16 protein-coding genes and 1 pseudogene are annotated in these 17,609 nt (G+C 50.5%); 11 read left to right on the top strand and 6 right to left on the bottom strand.

The window, feature by feature from the left end; all coding sequences use genetic code 11:
* The first annotated feature begins 118 nt into the window (after positions 1-118).
* Complete coding sequence (locus P2W70_RS05170) at positions 119-451, top strand: hypothetical protein (protein WP_276480370.1); 333 nt, start codon at positions 119-121, stop codon at positions 449-451.
* Positions 452-702: 251 nt separating this feature from the next.
* On the opposite strand, the gene P2W70_RS05165 is transcribed toward P2W70_RS05170, so the two are convergent.
* From P2W70_RS05165 to dtd, 3 genes and pseudogenes are all read right to left on the bottom strand, one after another.
* Positions 703-1,710: a hypothetical protein gene (locus P2W70_RS05165; RefSeq protein WP_276480369.1), complete on the bottom strand. Its 1,008-nt coding sequence runs from the start codon at positions 1,708-1,710 to the stop codon at positions 703-705.
* A gap of 14 nt (positions 1,711-1,724) precedes the next feature.
* Positions 1,725-2,057: a nucleotide pyrophosphohydrolase gene (locus P2W70_RS05160; protein WP_276480368.1), complete on the bottom strand. Its 333-nt coding sequence runs from the start codon at positions 2,055-2,057 to the stop codon at positions 1,725-1,727.
* A gap of 23 nt (positions 2,058-2,080) precedes the next feature.
* A pseudogene (gene dtd / locus P2W70_RS05155) lies at positions 2,081-2,532 on the bottom strand (D-aminoacyl-tRNA deacylase).
* Between the two features lie 62 nt (positions 2,533-2,594).
* Between dtd and arfB the strand changes: the two are divergent.
* Genes arfB through P2W70_RS05140 form a run of 3 tightly spaced genes read left to right on the top strand, consistent with a single transcriptional unit; the run spans position 2,595 to position 4,879 of the window.
* Positions 2,595-3,005, top strand: a complete 411-nt coding sequence (gene arfB, locus P2W70_RS05150) for an alternative ribosome rescue aminoacyl-tRNA hydrolase ArfB (protein ID WP_276480367.1) — start codon at positions 2,595-2,597, stop codon at positions 3,003-3,005.
* A gap of 15 nt (positions 3,006-3,020) precedes the next feature.
* Positions 3,021-3,827, top strand: a complete 807-nt coding sequence (locus P2W70_RS05145) for an MbnP family protein (protein ID WP_276480366.1) — start codon at positions 3,021-3,023, stop codon at positions 3,825-3,827.
* 2 nt (positions 3,828-3,829) lie between these two features.
* Positions 3,830-4,879, top strand: a complete 1,050-nt coding sequence (locus P2W70_RS05140; protein ID WP_276480365.1) for a cytochrome-c peroxidase — start codon at positions 3,830-3,832, stop codon at positions 4,877-4,879.
* A gap of 41 nt (positions 4,880-4,920) precedes the next feature.
* Here P2W70_RS05140 and mce read toward each other — a convergent pair whose 3' ends face one another.
* A complete protein-coding gene (gene mce, locus P2W70_RS05135) occupies positions 4,921-5,331 on the bottom strand; it encodes a methylmalonyl-CoA epimerase (RefSeq protein WP_276480364.1) in 411 nt (136 codons plus the stop codon).
* Positions 5,332-5,411: 80 nt separating this feature from the next.
* On the opposite strand from mce, the gene P2W70_RS05130 reads away from it, so the two are divergent.
* Positions 5,412-6,581: an IscS subfamily cysteine desulfurase gene (locus tag P2W70_RS05130; RefSeq protein ID WP_276480363.1), complete on the top strand. Its 1,170-nt coding sequence runs from the start codon at positions 5,412-5,414 to the stop codon at positions 6,579-6,581.
* 20 nt (positions 6,582-6,601) lie between these two features.
* Here P2W70_RS05130 and P2W70_RS05125 read toward each other — a convergent pair whose 3' ends face one another.
* Positions 6,602-8,197 carry a c-type cytochrome gene (locus tag P2W70_RS05125; RefSeq protein WP_276480362.1) on the bottom strand — a complete coding sequence of 532 codons (1,596 nt, stop codon included), beginning with the start codon at positions 8,195-8,197 and terminating at the stop codon, positions 6,602-6,604.
* Positions 8,198-8,208: 11 nt separating this feature from the next.
* Entirely contained in the window at positions 8,209-8,568 is a 360-nt protein-coding gene (locus P2W70_RS05120) for a BlaI/MecI/CopY family transcriptional regulator (RefSeq protein WP_276480361.1), read from the bottom strand.
* 709 nt (positions 8,569-9,277) lie between these two features.
* Between P2W70_RS05120 and gldF the strand changes: the two genes are divergently transcribed.
* The 6 genes from gldF to P2W70_RS05090 all read left to right on the top strand — a co-directional run bounded on the left by gldF (position 9,278) and on the right by P2W70_RS05090 (position 17,564).
* Positions 9,278-10,000, top strand: a complete 723-nt coding sequence (gene gldF / locus P2W70_RS05115) for a gliding motility-associated ABC transporter permease subunit GldF (RefSeq protein WP_276480360.1) — start codon at positions 9,278-9,280, stop codon at positions 9,998-10,000.
* Positions 10,001-10,069: 69 nt separating this feature from the next.
* Positions 10,070-11,782, top strand: coding sequence for a gliding motility-associated ABC transporter substrate-binding protein GldG (gene gldG / locus P2W70_RS05110; protein ID WP_276480359.1), 1,713 nt, complete (start codon positions 10,070-10,072; stop codon positions 11,780-11,782).
* Between the two features lie 190 nt (positions 11,783-11,972).
* Entirely contained in the window at positions 11,973-12,935 is a 963-nt protein-coding gene (locus P2W70_RS05105; RefSeq protein WP_276480358.1) for a TerC/Alx family metal homeostasis membrane protein, read from the top strand.
* Positions 12,936-12,943: 8 nt separating this feature from the next.
* Positions 12,944-15,442 carry a bifunctional UDP-N-acetylmuramoyl-tripeptide:D-alanyl-D-alanine ligase/alanine racemase gene (locus P2W70_RS05100; RefSeq protein WP_276480357.1) on the top strand — a complete coding sequence of 833 codons (2,499 nt, stop codon included), beginning with the start codon at positions 12,944-12,946 and terminating at the stop codon, positions 15,440-15,442.
* Between the two features lie 67 nt (positions 15,443-15,509).
* On the top strand, positions 15,510-16,187 hold the full coding sequence (locus P2W70_RS05095; protein ID WP_276480863.1) for a lipoprotein signal peptidase: 678 nt from the start codon (positions 15,510-15,512) through the stop codon (positions 16,185-16,187).
* 120 nt (positions 16,188-16,307) lie between these two features.
* A complete protein-coding gene (locus P2W70_RS05090; RefSeq protein ID WP_276480356.1) occupies positions 16,308-17,564 on the top strand; it encodes a hypothetical protein in 1,257 nt (418 codons plus the stop codon).
* Positions 17,565-17,609 lie beyond the last annotated feature (45 nt).

The raw sequence follows: 17,609 nt of genomic DNA, 5'->3' as shown, positions 1-17,609 counted from the left end.
AGCCGGATGCATCAATCAGCTGGCAAATAATTGGTTTACAGGCCTGGATGCTTAAAAATATTCAGCTATTGCGATTGCGCGGCCGCGCGCTTACTTTTAGCTCCATAAATCCGTACCCATGGCAAACAATGAAACCCTCCAGCTGGAAATCGACAAACAGATCGCTGCAGGCTTCTCGCTCGATGAGATCCGAAAGAACCTCCTCAATCAGCAGTTCTCCACCGATGAAGTCAACAGCGCCCTGAAGCGAAATAATGTCGCCAGTCGCGCCAAATCCTCTCAGGGCATCGGGATCATGTCGATGCTCGTATCCGTTTACTTTATTTTTAGTGGTATCATGAAAATGAGCAAATATCAGTCTGGTAGCGGCCTGTACATATTTGGCCTCGTCATGATGCTCGTCGGTATTGGTGGTTTGATCTACAAACTGGTAGATATTTCTCGCAGATAATCCGTAGTGCGACTTTAAAAAAGGATACCCTGCCGGAGCGCTTCCGCAAGAGCTGCTGTGGCAGGGTTATACCGTAAATATCATAAAGGAGGCTTTTACGCCCCGCTGGGCGTGGAGTGATCCCACCCAGGGGTTGGGCGTACAACAATTGGTTGGGCCGGCGATCTTCGTATGTGCCGGGCTCGTGCGTAAGGTCGTCAACCATTTCTGGCAAATGGGGACAGGCACCACTCTTACCGGCATCTGTACGATTACGATCTATTGGCTGCACCGTATCGAACGACAAGCTCCTGCCGGCTTTTCAACACCTGGCAAAAAAGCACCACTACCGCAATAAATTCGATTAGCATAAACCCCAATAGGCCCCATCGGGCTTGCGCTTTGTTTTTTTCATAAATGGACGTGTTTCGTTGGGCCAGGTCCAGGTAAGGTTTCCCTTCTTTTATTATGTTGTAGATTCGGATCTTGTGCGATTCATACCGGTCCCTGATCAGCGGCTCCTCTTTCCGGTCGTACACGATCTGCACGGTATCATTGGCAAATACGTCGCGGATGGAGTAGTTGGGGTGCCCATCCTGGCTTAAATCATCCGGCAGCTGGTATACCTGCGGATCTTCGTAAAAGGAAAAGGCATAACCATACTGCGGATTTTTTCCGTCAGCTATTTTCACCCAATAGGGCTGATGGTATATTTTTTTAGGATCACTGGTGTCCAGTGCGTTGAGGTTGAGCATACCCTGATCGGTGAGATATTGGAAGGATGCCACTACCAGGAGAAAGATGCCCATAGGTAACAACTTCCAGGCATGCCATAACATAGCTTCCCGCTCTCCGATGAAAAAAAGGCGGGGCCGATCGATAAATGGTTGGTATCTCTTCTCCTGCCAGATTCCCGTCACCTTGATCATTGCGCCTGCAGCTACCAATATGGCTACCACCGCGATCACGATGAGGATGATGCCTGCAGCGCTTTCTCGTATCGCATTTCCCAGGAGTAAATAAGTGGTAAAGGCAAGCAGCGCAATCCCTGCTGATGCCAATACGATAAGGTTGTAACGGCAGATCGTTCGCTCATAGATCCTATTGTATTGCTGCCGCATCTGGGAATAAGCCTGTGCGGCCTCTTCCTGCGTGAGCCGAAAGAGGGATTTGATTTCGTGCACGATGCTGTCTGCGTCGCCATGCCCGGCTACCTGCGGCAGCGCATACGCCACCGCTTTTTTGATCCGTTCTTCGACGGATAATTCTTCATCGTTCATATGGATCGAAAACCTTATTGCAACTTCTCATTATCCAGGTGGCGGCGGGCATCTCGGATATTTTTCTTCTCGAAATTCTTTTGGAGCGCCTCCGTCAGGTTCACACCCGTCTGGTTGGCCAGGCAGATCAGCACCCACAATACATCGGCCATCTCATCCGACAATAGCTTGTTCTTGTCACTTTCCTTAAACGACTGCTCGCCATAGGTACGCACCATCAAGCGCGACAGTTCGCCAACCTCTTCCATCAGGATACCCAGGTTGGTGAGTTCATTGAAATATCGCACGCCCACCGTTTTAATCCAGTGGTCGACCTGGTCCTGGGCTTCATTCAATGTGATTTCCATATTAGCTTTTTTGTGTTTTGAGGCTATTCTTTGTTTTTCGTGTCTATGATGATCGTGACAGGGCCATCGTTGAGCAAACTCACTTTCATGTCTGCCCCAAATTCACCGGTACCGATGCCCTTACCCAGGTCCTGCTCCAGCCGGGCGATCATTTTTTCATACAGGGGCACGGCGATATCGGGTTTACTGGCCCGGATATAAGAGGGCCGGTTGCCCTTTTTAGTGGCGGATGCAGCGTAAACTGGCTCACCAGGATGATATCGCCACCGTTTTCCCTGACCGAAACATTCATGACCCCGTTGTCATCATTAAAAATGCGTAGGTTGATGATCTTGTTGCTGAGCCATTCTACGTCTTCGGGGGTGTCTGCATCTTCAATTCCTACCAACACCAACAAACCATTTCCGATGGATGAGCGTATTACATCATTGATCGTTACACTGGCCTGACTGACGCGCTGTATTACTGCCCGCATATTTATAGGTTAGTTTGTAAATTTATGGGAGAATTGGGCAACCGGCAAAATGCCCGCGTATTATGAGTAATATAGATATAACCAAAGAGATCGTCTTTAAAACGGCCCGCAGCGGCGGTAAAGGCGGACAGAACGTCAATAAGGTAGAGTCGATGGTGGAAGGGTACTTTCATATCGGCAATTCGTTGGTATTGAGCGATCAACAGAAAGAACGTTTGCAATTAAAGCTGGCTTCCCGGGTGAATTCGGAAGGATTTTTGCAAGTGAAAAGCCAGGTACACCGGTCGCAATTGGAGAACAAGCTGGAAGTACTGGAAAAGATGCACGCGCTGATCGAACAGGCCCTCAAAAAAGAAAAGAAGCGTGTTGCCACCAAACCTTCCAAAGCCTCCAAAGAAAAGCGGCTGGACTCTAAAAAGAAGCAGTCCGGGCAAAAACAACACCGGCAAAAGATCAGGCCTTCCGATCTCTGACCTAAAACCGTGCACATGACCAAACAGCGACACATTACTCCCATACTGACCCATACCATCAGCCTTTGCCTGCTGGCATTATTCTTTGTAGCCTGTCAGAAAGAACTGAAAATGGACGGGATCGACGAGCCCGACCACAACATCGTGATCAACTTCAGGCCCGTGGTGCAGTTTGATAACCAACCTATGTATTTCGATACGGTTACCTACAAAAATGAATTCAACGAGTCGTTCAAGGTAAGTGCCTTCAAATTCTACATTCACGGCATCGAGTTGATGAATACCGACTCCAACAAGATCTACCGGGCCGGCGACCAGGATTATTACCTCATTGATTTCGCCGATTCCAACAGCACCACCATCAAGCTGAATGTTCTTCCTTATAAGTACAACCGCATCGCCTTTACCATGGGAGTAGACAGTGTGCTCAACGTAAGCGGCGCCCAGGATGGTGTACTCGATCCTGCCCAAGGCATGTTCTGGGAATGGAATACCGGTTATATCATGGCCAAGCTGGAGGGTACTTCACCCGCTTCTACCGCGCCCGCCAATACCTTCAAGTATCATATTGGCGGTTTCCGGCAGTCGGAATCCGTGATTAAAAAGATCATCCTGCTATTCCCAATGAACAACGATATAGATATGAAATCGAAGGGGAAAACAGACTTGACCATCTCGGCCGATGTATACGACTGGTTCAGCAACCCCCACGATATACGCATCAGTGCCAATGCGGGTGTGATGATGCCTGGCGCCCTGGCACAGCAGATCGCAGACAACTATTCGAAGATGTTTACAGTGGTAGAGGTCACCAATAATTAACCGTGACAATACGATGGACGATACGGATCCTTTTATTGCTCATCCTGGGCACTGTATGGATACAGGCCTGTAAGAAAGGAGGAGATGGCAGCAAAAGCGGTCCCACGCCGCTCACCTTCACGGTACCGCCAGGTTTCCCCGCTCCGCATTATACGTTTACCAACAATCCGCTGACGGAAGAAGGCTTTGAACTCGGTCGCAAATTGTTTTACGATGGCCGTCTCTCAAAAGATGGCAATATCCCTTGCGCTTCCTGCCATCAGCAGTTTGCCGCATTCGCCACCTTCGACCACAACTTCAGCCATGGTTTCGATAATCAATTTACCACACGCAACGCACCACCCCTGTTTAACCTGGTATGGCAACAGCAAACACATTGGGATGGGGGTATCGTCAACCTGGAGGTGCAGCCCCTGGCACCGCTCACCGCACCCAATGAAATGGCCGAGGACCTCAACAATGTATTGAAGAAACTTGGGCAGGATGGGACGTACAAATCCCTGTTCAAAGCTGCTTTTGGCGATGAGACCATCAACAGCCAGCGCATGCTGTATGCCTTGACGCAGTTTACAGGCTCGATGGTCTCGGCCAATTCAAAATACGACCAGGTGAAAAAAGGCCTGACCAATTTCAATGCCCAGGAGCAGATGGGGTATGCGATCTTCCAGGCGAAGTGTAATAGCTGTCATGCCGAGCCTTTATTTACCGACAATAGTTTTCGCAATACCGGCCTGTCGGTCGATCCTACGATCAAAGACTATGGCCGTATGCGCATCACCAACAATAAAGCCGACTCACTCAAGTTCAAGGTGCCCAGCCTGCGCAATCTGTATGTGAGTTTTCCTTACGCCCACGATGGAAGGTTCATTTCGGTCAACCAGGCATTGGAACATTACAACAGCGGGGTACAGGTCAGTGCTACCGTCGATCCGTTGGTGAGAAACGGGATTCCGCTTACCAACAACGACAAGACTTACTTACAATTCTTTCTGCGCACGTTGACCGACTCTTCCTTTATCAAAGACCCGCGCTTTGGCCCTCCGGGAAACTAGGGGCGGGGCTAGCGATGCCGCTTTTGTTTGAGCGTACCAGTCTACTCTCCGGGTTTGATCTCCTGGCACAGCTCGATCAATACACCATTGGTTCCTTTGGGATGCAGAAAGCAGATACGTTTGTTATCGGCGCCTAATTTGGGGGTGGGGTTGAGGAGGGTGAATCCCTCGTTCTGCAGGCGCTGCATCTCGACTTCGAGGTCGGCCACCTCAAAAGCGATATGGTGCATGCCTTCTCCCTTTTTGTCGATAAACTTTGCGATCACTCCTTCGGGAGAGCTGCTTTCCAGTAGTTCGATCTTCGTGTCGCCCTGGCGAAAGAAGGCGGTGGTGACCTGCTCACTCGCTACCGATTCGGTTTTGTAACAGGGCGTATTGAGCAGTTTCTCGAAGAGCGGGATGGATTGTGCCAGGTCTTTTACAGCAATACCAATATGTTCTACTTTCAGCATATCGTTTGGATTTGAAGTCTCCAAAGATACCGGGGAATGCGAATCAACCAATTGAGGTAGATTTGTGTTAGGAAAAATATATGCTGCAGTTTCCCATATACCTCGATTACAATGCCACTACCCCTTGCGATCCACAGGTGGTGGAGGCCATGTTGCCCTATTTTACCACACAGTTTGGCAACGCAGCCAGCCGGCAGCATGCGCTTGGCTGGCAGGCAGAAGAAGCGGTCGACTATGCCCGCCAACAGGTGGCAGCCCTGATTGGTGCCGATCCTACAGAGATCGTTTTCACCTCTGGTGCTACGGAAAGCAATAACCTGGCGTTGAAAGGGGTAGCGGAAATGTACGCTGCCAAAGGCAATCACCTCATCACTTGTGTCACCGAGCACAAGGCCGTACTGGATGCCTGCAAACACCTCGAAAAGCAGGGTGCGTCTGTCACCTACCTGCCGGTGAATAGCGAGGGCCTTATCGACCTGCAACAGTTGGAAGCGGCGATCACACCGGCTACGATACTCATTGCGATCATGTACGCCAACAATGAAACCGGCGTAATACAGCCCGTGCAGGCCATCGGCCGCATCGCCAAAAAACACAACGTTATCTTCTTCAGCGATGCGACCCAGGCGGTGGGAAAGATTCCCGTACAAGTGATTAGCGACGAAATCGACCTGATGAGTTTCTCCGCCCACAAGCTGTATGGCCCGAAAGGGGTAGGGGCGCTGTATATCAGGCGCAAGAACCCACGCGTACGGCTCACTGCCCAGATCGATGGCGGTGGTCATGAACGCGGTATGCGCAGTGGTACACTCAATGTACCCGGTATCGTAGGATTGGGTAAGGCAGCTGAGCTCTGCCGGTTGACATTGGAGCATGAACGTATCCGGATGGCCCACCTGCGCGACCAATTGGAAAATGCCTTGCTGCAATTAAAGGGGGTACAGGTAAATGGCAACCGGCAACATCGTCTGCCGCAAGTAAGTAACCTCGCGTTTGCCCAGGTGGAGGGCAATGCACTCATGCTCGGCTTCAATAAGCAAATTGCAGTAGCTACCGGCTCTGCCTGTACGTCGGCTTCGATGGAGCCCAGCTTTGTACTTAAAGCCCTGGGATTGCAGGACGAAATGGCCCGCAGTTCACTTCGTTTTAGCCTGGGCCGCTTTACTACAGAAGAAGAAATTACTTATACGATCGAAAAGGTGACTGAAACGGTACAATCTCTTCGCGCACTCAATCCTTTTGTGGGCTAGTCATCGCTCAATCAGCTAACCTATTGCTGTACCGGCGGAAGCAGTACCGCCGTGCGCTGACTCGACCGGATATAAGCGAGTATGGACTCGATCTGCTCATCTGTCAACGCGGGAAACACACTCATAGGTGTTTTATTCCAGTCATTGTATACTTTAAGGGCGGCACTATCGCCCGATGCCAGCACTTCCTGGTTGTTGCGGATAAACCGGTGGAGCCATTCTTTGGACCGGCGGCTTTCAATGCCCGCCAGTGCCGGGCCGGTTATGTCTTTGTCGATCATATGGCAGGCTCCACAGTTGGCCACAAACAGTTCCTTACCCGCTGCTACCTGTGCCTTATCGTAGCGGGGCGCAGCGCGATTCATGGCATCCCGGTTAATGGCCAGCAGTTGTACGATCCCCGTTTGTTTATCGACCGAACATTCGATCACCTGGTGCTGTTGCAGCAATTGGGCTACATCGAATCTTTCCATCACATCCCCGCGGCTGCTAAGGATGAAGCCCACTTGTTGGGTAGGTCCAGTGGTTTGTGATTGTGTTAAGCCGTTGATGGAAGCTTTGAATTGGCCGAAGCGCTTACCCACTTCCGTAAACTCCCCTTTGTACAGAAAACGATGGTAATCTTCCAGCCGTTGTACTTTCTCCGGGTACAATATATAGCGGAACTCATCGGCCGTTTCCTGAAACACGCCAAACTCACCAGCGGAACTCGTCATATCCTCCGTGTTCGCTGGCGTATCGACGGGTCTGCTGCAGTAAAGGCCGGTCAACAATATGCAGGGAATGATCAGCAGGTATACCAACTTCAGGGCGCGGCCCGACCTTTTGGCAAACAACATTTTCACCCGTTGACCAATGCCGGAAGCACTATAGGCATTGACGAGCGCAGGAGTGGTTTTGCTTTGTATCTTAATCAGCAGGTGCGCATACGATTTCTTATTGGTGGCCTGGGCCGTTTCCTGGTCTACCTCAAACTCATGCGCCTGCAGCAGCAATTGCTTGTAATGGTATACGGCCGGATGAAACCACAGCAGTATTTTAAAGCATTCCAACAGCAGCATGTCGAGGGTATGGTAGCGGCGGGCATGCACATCTTCGTGGAGGATGACGGTATAGGCCTCTTCTTCTGTCAACTGTGGTTGTAAAAAAATATAGCCGAAGAAGGAGGCGTTGGCGGTGATGTGTTCGTTGCGAATGATGTGATAGCCATGCAGGCGGGGACTGCGTGGTTGCGTCCTGATCATACGCCATACTTTCAGCAAGCCGGCCAGCAGACTGGTAGTGGCGATGAGGACGCCGGCGCTATAGATGATCAGGAAGATCATTTGCCAATCGATGGCGGTGGTGGCGGTGGTAGCCAGTGGCGTTATTGACGGTACACTGATGGGCGCAGTGACGGGTGCCACAGGAAGCGTAGGCATAGGTGCTGGCAGCACATAGGTATGGCTACTGCCCACAGGTATCAGTGGTACCAGGGCACTGATCAACAGCGAGAAAAGAATATACCAGCGATTCCAGTTGAAGAAAGTGAGCCGGCGCAGCCAGAAAAAATACAGGACATAAAAGGGCAACAGGCCGAGCGATACGTTCAGCAGGTATTGAAGAAGGCCGTTCATGGTAAAAGGTTTTATTGTTGGTCAATGAATTTCTTCAACTGTTCGATGTCTGCATCGCTCAGTTTTTCGTCCTCCAGCATAAAGGAGAGCACTTTTTCGGGTTTGCCGGCAAAGTATTCCCGGAACATACGTTTAAAGCTGAATTTGCCGAATTCTTCCCGGGAGATGACGGGGAAGTATTCATGGGTTTTGCCATAGGCTTTATGGCCTACAAAGCCTTTGTTTTCGAGAATGCGTACCACCGAGGAAATGGTGGTATAGGGAGGCTTGGGATCATCGTCGAGCCGGTCAATAATATCCTTCACGAAACATTTCTCCAGCTGCCAGATGATCTGCATAATACGCTCTTCGGTCTTGGTCAGATCTTCCATACTGCGGTGTTTAACGGAATAAATAGTTTTGTAACGTAAATATAAGTTGATCTACTGAAATGTCAGTAGATATGAGGCCTGTTTATTTTTGAAAAGATTGCCGGGGCGCTTATTGCATTGCATATCAATCATTTAGGAGCGAGTAGGGATACTGCTTGCCGACTGTCCACCTAATGTGCTGAATAATGTAGGCAGTTATAGAGGATACAGCGTAGATACAGCGCCTCTGATAGGGGCGCTGTATCCCTGGTTTATGCAGGCTGTAATTTGGGTGTGTTCGTGCTATAGGAATACCATCTGCAGACAATCGGGCTACCTTCAAGGTACTACAACCAGTACTTCGGCCTGGCTATTGGGCTGGTAGCAGGCTGCTGTAGGCATGAGTAGGGAGTAGTAGGAAGCTGACAAGGAGCTAAGTCTGTATAAGGTCTCTATAAGGTCCCGATAAGGTCTCTATAAGGTCTCGAAAAGGGGTGGGAAGGTTATAAACGCAAAAACTCTCCGGGCGGAGAGCTTTTGTTGCAGTAGGTTATGGTTATCTGTGTAAAATATATGTATGGCAAAAGCCGTTAATTACTACGGATAGGTTTTGCGATAGGAGATGGATTATTTGGATTGGAAGAAAGCGAATATAGGGAAATCCCTTTTTCGTACATCACTATCTACTGCATTTCTTTTTATATAGGTATAATCTCTTATTTTCGTACGCATGTGGTCTGTTTGTAAAAAAGAATTTCGCCAATTCTTCAGCAGTTTGACCGGTTATATTGCCATTGTGGTGTTCCTGCTGTTGAATGGTTTGTTCCTGTTCGTTTTCCCTGATACCAATATCCTTGATTTTGGGTACGCTACGCTTGATAAATTTTTTGAATTGGCGCCCTGGATCCTGCTCCTGCTGATCCCGGCCATTACCATGCGGAGCTTCGCCGACGAGTTTAAAGGTGGTACTTTCGAGATTCTCCAAACTAAACCGCTCAGCCGCTGGCAGGTGGTAGGCGGTAAATATTTCGGGGCCCTGCTCGTGGTACTCATCGCCATCTTGCCCACGATCATTTACATCTTCACCATCCTGCAATTGTCCGAGACCGGCTCCATCGATACCGGCGCCATCATCGGCTCTTATATCGGCCTTTGTTTCCTGGTCGCTGTATTTGTGGCCATCGGCGTATGCTGCAGCAGCCTCACCAACAACGCGGTGGTAGCCTTTATCGCCAGCGCTTTTGCCTGTTTTCTGTTGTACAGCGGCTTCAATGCCATCAGCCGTATTCCCGCTTTACAGTCGGGTGCCGACTATTACGTAGAGATGGCGGGCATCGATTTCCATTACCGCAGCGTAAGCCGTGGGGTGGTGGATAGCCGCGATATCATCTATTTTGTGGGTATCATTGGCTTCTTTTTGCTGTTTACGGCGCGAAACTTACTGAAACGATAAATCATACAAGGGCATCGCGTCGTAACGACCAGCTGCCCGATTGCAATTCCCGGAAGATCATCATCGACTATGAAAAAACTGTTCGCTTCGAAATATTGGTGGCTCTATGCGTTGATCGTACTGGTGGGGGTAAATTACCTCGCCGCGCAAATTCATTTCCGGCTCGACCTCACACAGGAAAAGCGCTTTACCTTGTCGACCCCTACCAAAAGAATGCTGTCGCAACTGAAAGGTGAAGTGGTGGTCACTGTTTTCCTCGACGGCGATATGCCGGCTGGTTTCAAGCGCCTGGCCAACAGCACACGCGAGCTGCTGCAGGAATTTAAAGAAGCGGGTGGTTCCCATGTATTGTTCCGTTTTCAACGTCCCGGCTCCGATCCTGCCGATTCTACAGAAGGCGTGCTGACCATGGATTCCCTGATGAGCCTGGGCCTCAAGCCCACCAATGTGCGGGTAAAAGCGAAAGAAGGAGAAGGGGAGGAGCAACGCTACCTGTTTCCTGGGGCACTCATTGCCTACCGCGACCGTGTGCTGCCCATCGATTTTCTGCAAGGTTCCAAAGTGTCTGATGGTGACCCCTTCAGCACCCTCAACAATGCCGAAGCCCTGCTCGAATTCAAACTGGCACATGCCATCCAGAAGATCACGGCCGAATCGGCGCCTTCCGTCGGTTACCTGCTGGGTAATGGCGAGCCGATCACGTATAATGTATATGACCTCATTGAAGGGGCACTGAAGGCCAATTACGGCTTTGGTTGGGTACCTATCGATAGTGTGCCCGTCATTCCGCAGCAGTTCGATGCGATGGTGGTGATGAAGCCCACCAAGCCCTTTACCAGCGAGCAAAAGCTGAAACTGGACCAGTACATCATGAACGGCGGAAAGGTGATCTGGCTGCTGGATAAACTCGATGCCAGCCTGGATAGCCTGATGCGGAAGCAAAGCGATTTCGTGGCCTTCGACTTTGGCCTCAACCTCGACGATCAGCTCTTTAAATACGGGGTGCGCATCAATCCCGACCTGGTGCAAGACCTCAATTGCGATCGCCTGCCGCTGGTGGTAGGCAATATGGGCGACAAACCCCAGATGGAATTGCAAAGCTGGCCTTATTTCCCGTTGCTGGGCTCCTATTCCGATAATCCGATCTCGAAAAATATGGACCAGGTGCTGTCGATGTTCCCCAACTCGATCGACACGGTAAAGGCGCCGGGTATACGCAAAACGGTATTGCTGGCTACTTCGGCCAATTCCCGTACGCTGAATACACCGGCCATCGTATCGCTCAACAGCATCAAGACGGAGGAAGATATGAAGACCTTCAACAAAGCCAATATTCCGGTGGCGGTGCTGCTCGAAGGTCGTTTTTCCTCGCTGTTCACCAACCGGCTGTCGCAGGCCGCCATGGATACGCTGGCTGGGTTGTACAAACAGCCCTTCCGCGCTACCAGCACGGAAGAGAACAAAATGATCGTTATCTCCGATGCTGATATTGCCACCAATGTATTCTCGCAGGCCCAGGGGCCGCTGCCAATGGGCTTCAACCAGTTTACCAACTACCAGTACGCCAATAAAGATTTTATCCTGAACGCCATCGAATACCTCGTCAATCCCTCGGGTATCCTCGAAACCCGGTCAAAGGATTACACCCTTCGCCTGCTCGATCCGGAAAAAGTAGCCAGCGAAAGAACTACCTGGCAGGTGATCAATATCGCGGTACCTGTTTTGCTGGTTATTCTCTTTGGATTTATTTACCAGGCAATGCGGAAAAGGAAATACCAGTAGGCGCGCTGACCGGCTAAACCTTAACTTTCTTTTAATCTGTAGCACCGGGCGCCGGTGCACAGACCTGTGATCGGGAGGCTGACTGTTTTTTCAGGCAACAATCGTCCCGTTCTATACAATTTCCTGCGGGGATTAGCGGTGGTCGTTTACCACTTGTGGCCCCTATCTTTGTTGCCATCAACAATCAAGCATGACAAGGGATCAAATCACTTACCTGGTCTTTGGGATCGTATTGGTACTGGCGATCATCATCGACCTCGGACTTTTCAGCAAGCGGTCGACTCATGTATCTTTAAAAAAGGCATTTTGGGTAAGTGTGTTTTGGGTAGCCCTGGGCCTCAGCTTCGGCGTCTTCATCTGGTACGAGCTGGGCAAGGGGATGGCATTGGAATATGTGAGTGCCTACCTGATGGAGAAGAGTCTGAGTATCGACAATATCTTCGTGTTCATCTTGCTCTTTAATTTCTTTTACGTCAAAGACGAGTATTATGCCCGCGTGCTGCTGATCGGCATCCTCATGGCCATCGTATTCCGCGTATTGTTCATTACAGTGGGCGTGGGACTGGTCAACCGTTTTGAATGGATACTGTATATATTCGGCGCCTTCCTGGTGTGGACGGGCTATAAAATGTTTACCCACGACAAAAACGTCGAGTACAATCCGGCCGATAGCCCGGTCTACAAATGGCTGCGGAAGATATTGCCGGTGACCATGGAAGACCATGGCGGCCGTCTGATCGTGAAGGTCGATGGCAAGCGGATGTACACCTCGCTGTTTGTGGTGGTGGTTATGCTGGCGACGACGGATATTGTATTCGCGGTCGATTCGATACCCGCTGTAATGGGCGTATCCAAACATCCGCTGATCATCTATACGAGCAATATTTTTGCCATCCTGGGGCTACGTTCGCTGTTCTTTTTGCTGAAAGGGGCGGTCGATAAGTTCAGCCACCTGCAGCAAGGGATTGCTTTTGTGCTCATTTTCATAGGTCTCAAAATGCTGGCAGAGATCTTCCATGTGGAGGTGCCCATCTGGGTGTCGCTGCTGGTGATCCTGGTGAGCATCGCGGCGTCGATGGTTTATTCCATCGCGCTGGCCAACCGCGCCAAAAATGGCACGCATGATGCAGGACATAGCAGGGACCTTCACTAATCAACGACATGAAGTATTTTATCGAGGATATAGCCGGCATTGTAAAAGGTAAGCTGGTACAGCAAACCGACAATGCCCTGATCGAACAGTTGCTGATCGACAGCCGCAAGCTGATCTTTCCGGCCAGCTCCCTGTTCTTTGCCATGAAAGGGCCGCGCCGGGACGGCCATGGTTTTCTGCCCGCGCTTTATGAGCGTGGCGTGCGCAATTTTGTAGTGAGTGAGGAGGTCGATACCGCACCGATGCCGGCAGCGAACATCCTGCAGGTAAAAGATGTGTTGCAGGCCATGCAGCTGTTGGCGGCCCATCACCGCAAGCAGTTTTCCATTCCTGTGATCGGCATTACGGGCAGCAATGGAAAGACGATCGTGAAGGAATGGTTGAATCAGCTGCTGGATGACCGGTATTCGATTATCCGCAGTCCACGTAGTTACAACTCGCAGATCGGTGTGCCGCTGAGTGTATGGCCAATGAATGAGTCGCATGAGCTGGGCATCTTCGAAGCAGGCATTTCGCAAAGTGGGGAGATGGACAAACTGCAAAAGATCATACAGCCTACGATCGGTGTGTTTACGAATATTGGTGAAGCGCACAGTGAAGGATTTTTGAACGGGCGGCAGAAGGTGAATGAAAAACTGCGCCTGTTTACCCATGTGAAAGCATTGGTCTATTGCAAGGATGCGCCGGAGATCAATGAAGGGGTGGCTGCTTTGTACCAGCAGATCAACAAGGGCGGTCAGGGGGCTTTTGACATATTCAACTGGAGTACGGTGACCGAAGCGACGCTGCAGATACTGACGATCTACAAGGAGGCCGGCACTACCCTGATCACGGCTTTGTACAAAGACCAAACTATTTCGGTACGGATACCTTTTACCGATGATGCGTCGGTAGAAAATGCCATCCATTGCTGGTGTGTGTTGTTGCACCTGGGGGTGGATGCAAAGACTATCGATAAAAAGATGATACAGCTGGGGCCGGTGGCCATGCGGCTGGAGTTGAAGAAGGGCACCAACAATTGTTCGATCATCAATGACAGTTACAGTGCCGACCTTAGCTCGTTCAATATAGCGCTCGACTTCCTGGCGCAGCAAAGTCAGCATGACCGTAAAACGGTGATCCTGTCGGATATCTTACAGAGCGGCCGCCATGAAAAAGAGTTGTACCGCGAAGTGGCGCAGGCGCTGGCGCAACGGGGCATTGCCCGCCTGATCGGCATCGGCGACAAGATGATGCAGCACCAGGCCAACTTCCGGCTATCGGCCATTCCAGAACTAGCCTTTTACCCTTCGGTAGAGTCTTTTATACATGATTTTCATCACCTGGTATTCCGCGATGAAACCATTTTGCTGAAAGGAGCGAGGGTATTCGAGCTGGAGCAGATCGATCGTTTGCTGGAGCAAAAGGTGCATCAAACGGTATTGGAGATCGACCTCAATGCGCTGGGCCATAACCTGCGGCAGTACCAGCAATTGCTACAGCCTGCTACCAAACTGATGGCGATGGTAAAAGCGTTTTCTTATGGCAGCGGCAGTTACGAGATTGCCAATGCCCTGCAGTTTCATAAGGTGGATTACCTGGCGGTAGCTTATGCCGATGAAGGCGTGGAGCTTCGCCGTGGGGGCATCAATCTGCCGATCATGGTGATGAACGCCGATCCGTCGACCTTCGATGTATTGGTGCAATATAACCTGGAGCCAGACCTGTATTCGCCAGGCCTGTTACGGGCGTTCGAAGCATTCCTGAAGCGCCAGGGCATCCGGCAGTTTCCGGTGCACATCGAGTTTGAAACGGGGATGAACCGGTTGGGTTTTTCGACCGAAGAACTGGAATCGGTACTGGACGTGCTGAAAACGGATGTGTTTACGGTAAAGAGTGTGTTCAGTCACCTGGCGGCCAGTGAGGATGCACAGCATGATGCTTTCACCCGGCAACAAGCCAGTCTTTTTCTAAGCATGATAGCTACGCTGCAAGAGGTAGTAGCCTATCCGTTCCTGCGCCATATCGCCAATACAGCCGGGATTGCGCGGCATCCTGATCTGCAACTCGACATGGTACGCCTGGGCATCGGCTTATATGGCATCGATAGTGCCAATACGCACAAGCTGGAGTTGAAAGAAGTGTCCACGCTCATTGCTACCATTGCGCAGATCAAACACCTGAAGGCGGGTGAAACGGTGAGTTATGGCCGACGTGGTGTGGTGACACATGATACGACGGTGGCTACGATCCGCATCGGTTATGCGGATGGTTATCCGCGCAACCTGAGTAATGGCATTGGTAAAATGTGGGTGAAAGGACAGCTCGCACCCGTGATGGGAACAGTATGTATGGACATGGTGATGATCGATATTACCGGTATTCCGCATGTGCAGGAGGGTGATGAAGTTATACTGTTTGGCAGGGAGCTACCTGTGCAACAGGTAGCCCATTGGGCCCAAACCATTCCATACGAGATGCTTACGGGTATTTCTCAGCGGGTAAAAAGGGTCTATTTCGAGGAGTAAATTCAACGGTTTTGACGACGAAACTCCAATGTGAAAGCATTATCTTTGAAAACTAAATTTCTTGACGGTGAAGATCAGAACGGTCGCTTTAATAATTATCGGTATCATAGCTATAGACCAGATATTAAAGATCTGGGTGAAAACCTCCATGAACTATGGTGAGCAAATACCCTTGATTGGCAGATGGTTCCGCCTGTTCTTCATCGAAAACGAAGGCATGGCCTGGGGCTGGAAATTTGGCGGCGAATGGGGTAAACTCGCGCTCACGTTGTTCCGCCTGGTCGCTGTCATCTTCGGTGTGTTTTACATCCGCAGCATCGTCAAAAAACAATATCACCGTGGATTCATTATCTGCGTGGCCATGATCTTTGCCGGTGCCTTGGGTAACCTGATCGATAGCATGTTCTATGGTATGATCTTTGGACCCAGCGACGATGGTTTGCCCAAAGCAGTACTTTTCCCTTCGGGTGGTGGTTATGCCAGCTTCCTACATGGAAAGGTGGTTGACATGATCTATGCCCCCATCATTGAAAACAAAACCCTTCCTACCTGGATCCCGTTCTGGGGGGGTGAGCGGTTTACTTTCTTTTCACCGATCTTTAACATTGCCGACGCCTCAATTTCTGTAGGTGTTATCGTTATACTTTTGTTCCAACGCCGCTTCTTCAAGAAGCAACCCCACGAAGAATCCCGCACAACTGTAGAAACCAATTCTCCCGTAAACGACACGGTACAGGTATTGTAAATTGATCCTGACAGGTACGATGAGATGATTGGCCTTTACTTCCCTGGCGAAGTAACAGTGCTCGTATGGTAAATAACCTGTGGTATCAATAGCCTGTACCAGGCTGTTAAACACATGGTTATGAATCGAATATACAGTATTGGTCTCATTGTGCTCGTGTTGGCGGTGATCGCGCTGCCCGCCTGTAAGAAAGAAAAGAGTTTTGAATCGGGCGAAGCCCCGACAGGTGACCTGGCCTGGGAGTTTAAACAGGATGTGCATGCCTTTAAAGGGCCGCTCGATACTGCCTTTTACCAGAACAATGGCAGCGTGAATTCGCTGGTCATGGAAGGTTTTTCCAACGATCAGACAGGCAGTTTCCACCTGGAGATCATCGGCGCCAACATTATCGCCGGCATCTATGCCACACCTTCTGTCATTTTTGAATATTTCTCTAACGGAGACCTGTTGTACAGCAATGATCCCGCAGCGGCCGGTAAATTTACCGTGACGATCACCAGCATTGATTCTGCCCATGTGCTGGGTATTTTCTCCGGTGAAGTGATCGATTCGGCAGGGGCACTCGTGAACATCATCGATGGAAAGTTTTCAGCTGCCATCCGGGCCACCGACGTGGCGCCACCTACCAATCCTTCGGCCTGCCTGATCAGCAACCTGGCCAGTTATGACCTGCTCAATGGCGATAAGATCGGTACGATCACCACCACCTTCAACGATCAAAACCAGGTCACCAAAACGGAAGTGATCGACAGCTCTTCGCAAACGGGCGGCGTCATCACCAATACCTTCAACCTGGTATATTCAGCGACGCAAATCAAGGTAGATGCTACGCAGTTCTTCACCCTCGACGCCAATGGACGTATCAGTTCCTATACCGGTTATTTCAACCCGCTGGATGCTGCTTCGCCCGAGTTGGTGATCAAATACACGTATGATGGCAATGGCTACCTGTCGAAAGCGGAGGCAGCCCTGAAAGCCATTCCTTTTGTGACCATCGCGGAGTCGAGCTATACCTGGACCGCAGGCAACCTGACACAGGTAGAGGTGACCGGCGCGCTGCTGCCCAGCGGCACAAGGGTAACGTATGAATATGATGTGTCCAAAACAGCGAAAGAGTTTGTTGCCTTCCATCCCAATCCGGAAATACTGTTGTTCCAGAATGCCATCAACTATGGCAAAACCAATGCAAATATTCCGGTGAAGTCAACGCGGCAGGACCTGGATAGCGGTGGCAACCCGACTGGCACGCCCGCAGTGGCTGAATTCAAGAACTATGTATTCGATGCCAATGGCTATATAACCAGTTTCGAATCGTCGGGAGGAGAATCGGCGTACGGCGAGAACGTGAAGAATGTACTATCGTACAAGTGCCAATAAAAACAACCGGGCCACGAACAGGTCTTCCCCTGCTGTGGCCCGGTA

The sequence above is a fragment of the Paraflavitalea pollutisoli genome (assembly GCF_029360705.1).
GTDB classification, from domain to species: domain Bacteria; phylum Bacteroidota; class Bacteroidia; order Chitinophagales; family Chitinophagaceae; genus Paraflavitalea; species Paraflavitalea pollutisoli.
Note: the sequence above shows the minus strand (reverse complement) of the source record. Positions and strands in the feature narration are given on the sequence as shown.

Bases quoted from the DNA above. Each gene is read 5' to 3' on its own strand.
- gldF (WP_276480360.1), top strand. From the start codon at position 9,278: ATGTGGTCTGTTTGTAAAAAAGAATTTCGCCAATTCTTCAGCAGTTTG.
- P2W70_RS05105 (WP_276480358.1), top strand. From the start codon at position 11,973: ATGACAAGGGATCAAATCACTTACCTGGTCTTTGGGATCGTATTGGTA.
- gldG (WP_276480359.1), top strand. From the start codon at position 10,070: ATGAAAAAACTGTTCGCTTCGAAATATTGGTGGCTCTATGCGTTGATC.
- P2W70_RS05100 (WP_276480357.1), top strand. From the start codon at position 12,944: ATGAAGTATTTTATCGAGGATATAGCCGGCATTGTAAAAGGTAAGCTG.
- P2W70_RS05170 (WP_276480370.1), top strand. From the start codon at position 119: ATGGCAAACAATGAAACCCTCCAGCTGGAAATCGACAAACAGATCGCT.
- P2W70_RS05120 (WP_276480361.1), bottom strand. From the start codon at position 8,568: ATGGAAGATCTGACCAAGACCGAAGAGCGTATTATGCAGATCATCTGG.
- mce (WP_276480364.1), bottom strand. From the start codon at position 5,331: ATGCTGAAAGTAGAACATATTGGTATTGCTGTAAAAGACCTGGCACAA.
- arfB (WP_276480367.1), top strand. From the start codon at position 2,595: ATGAGTAATATAGATATAACCAAAGAGATCGTCTTTAAAACGGCCCGC.
- P2W70_RS05145 (WP_276480366.1), top strand. From the start codon at position 3,021: ATGACCAAACAGCGACACATTACTCCCATACTGACCCATACCATCAGC.
- P2W70_RS05160 (WP_276480368.1), bottom strand. From the start codon at position 2,057: ATGGAAATCACATTGAATGAAGCCCAGGACCAGGTCGACCACTGGATT.
- P2W70_RS05130 (WP_276480363.1), top strand. From the start codon at position 5,412: ATGCTGCAGTTTCCCATATACCTCGATTACAATGCCACTACCCCTTGC.
- P2W70_RS05125 (WP_276480362.1), bottom strand. From the start codon at position 8,197: ATGAACGGCCTTCTTCAATACCTGCTGAACGTATCGCTCGGCCTGTTG.
- P2W70_RS05090 (WP_276480356.1), top strand. From the start codon at position 16,308: ATGAATCGAATATACAGTATTGGTCTCATTGTGCTCGTGTTGGCGGTG.
- P2W70_RS05165 (WP_276480369.1), bottom strand. From the start codon at position 1,710: ATGAACGATGAAGAATTATCCGTCGAAGAACGGATCAAAAAAGCGGTG.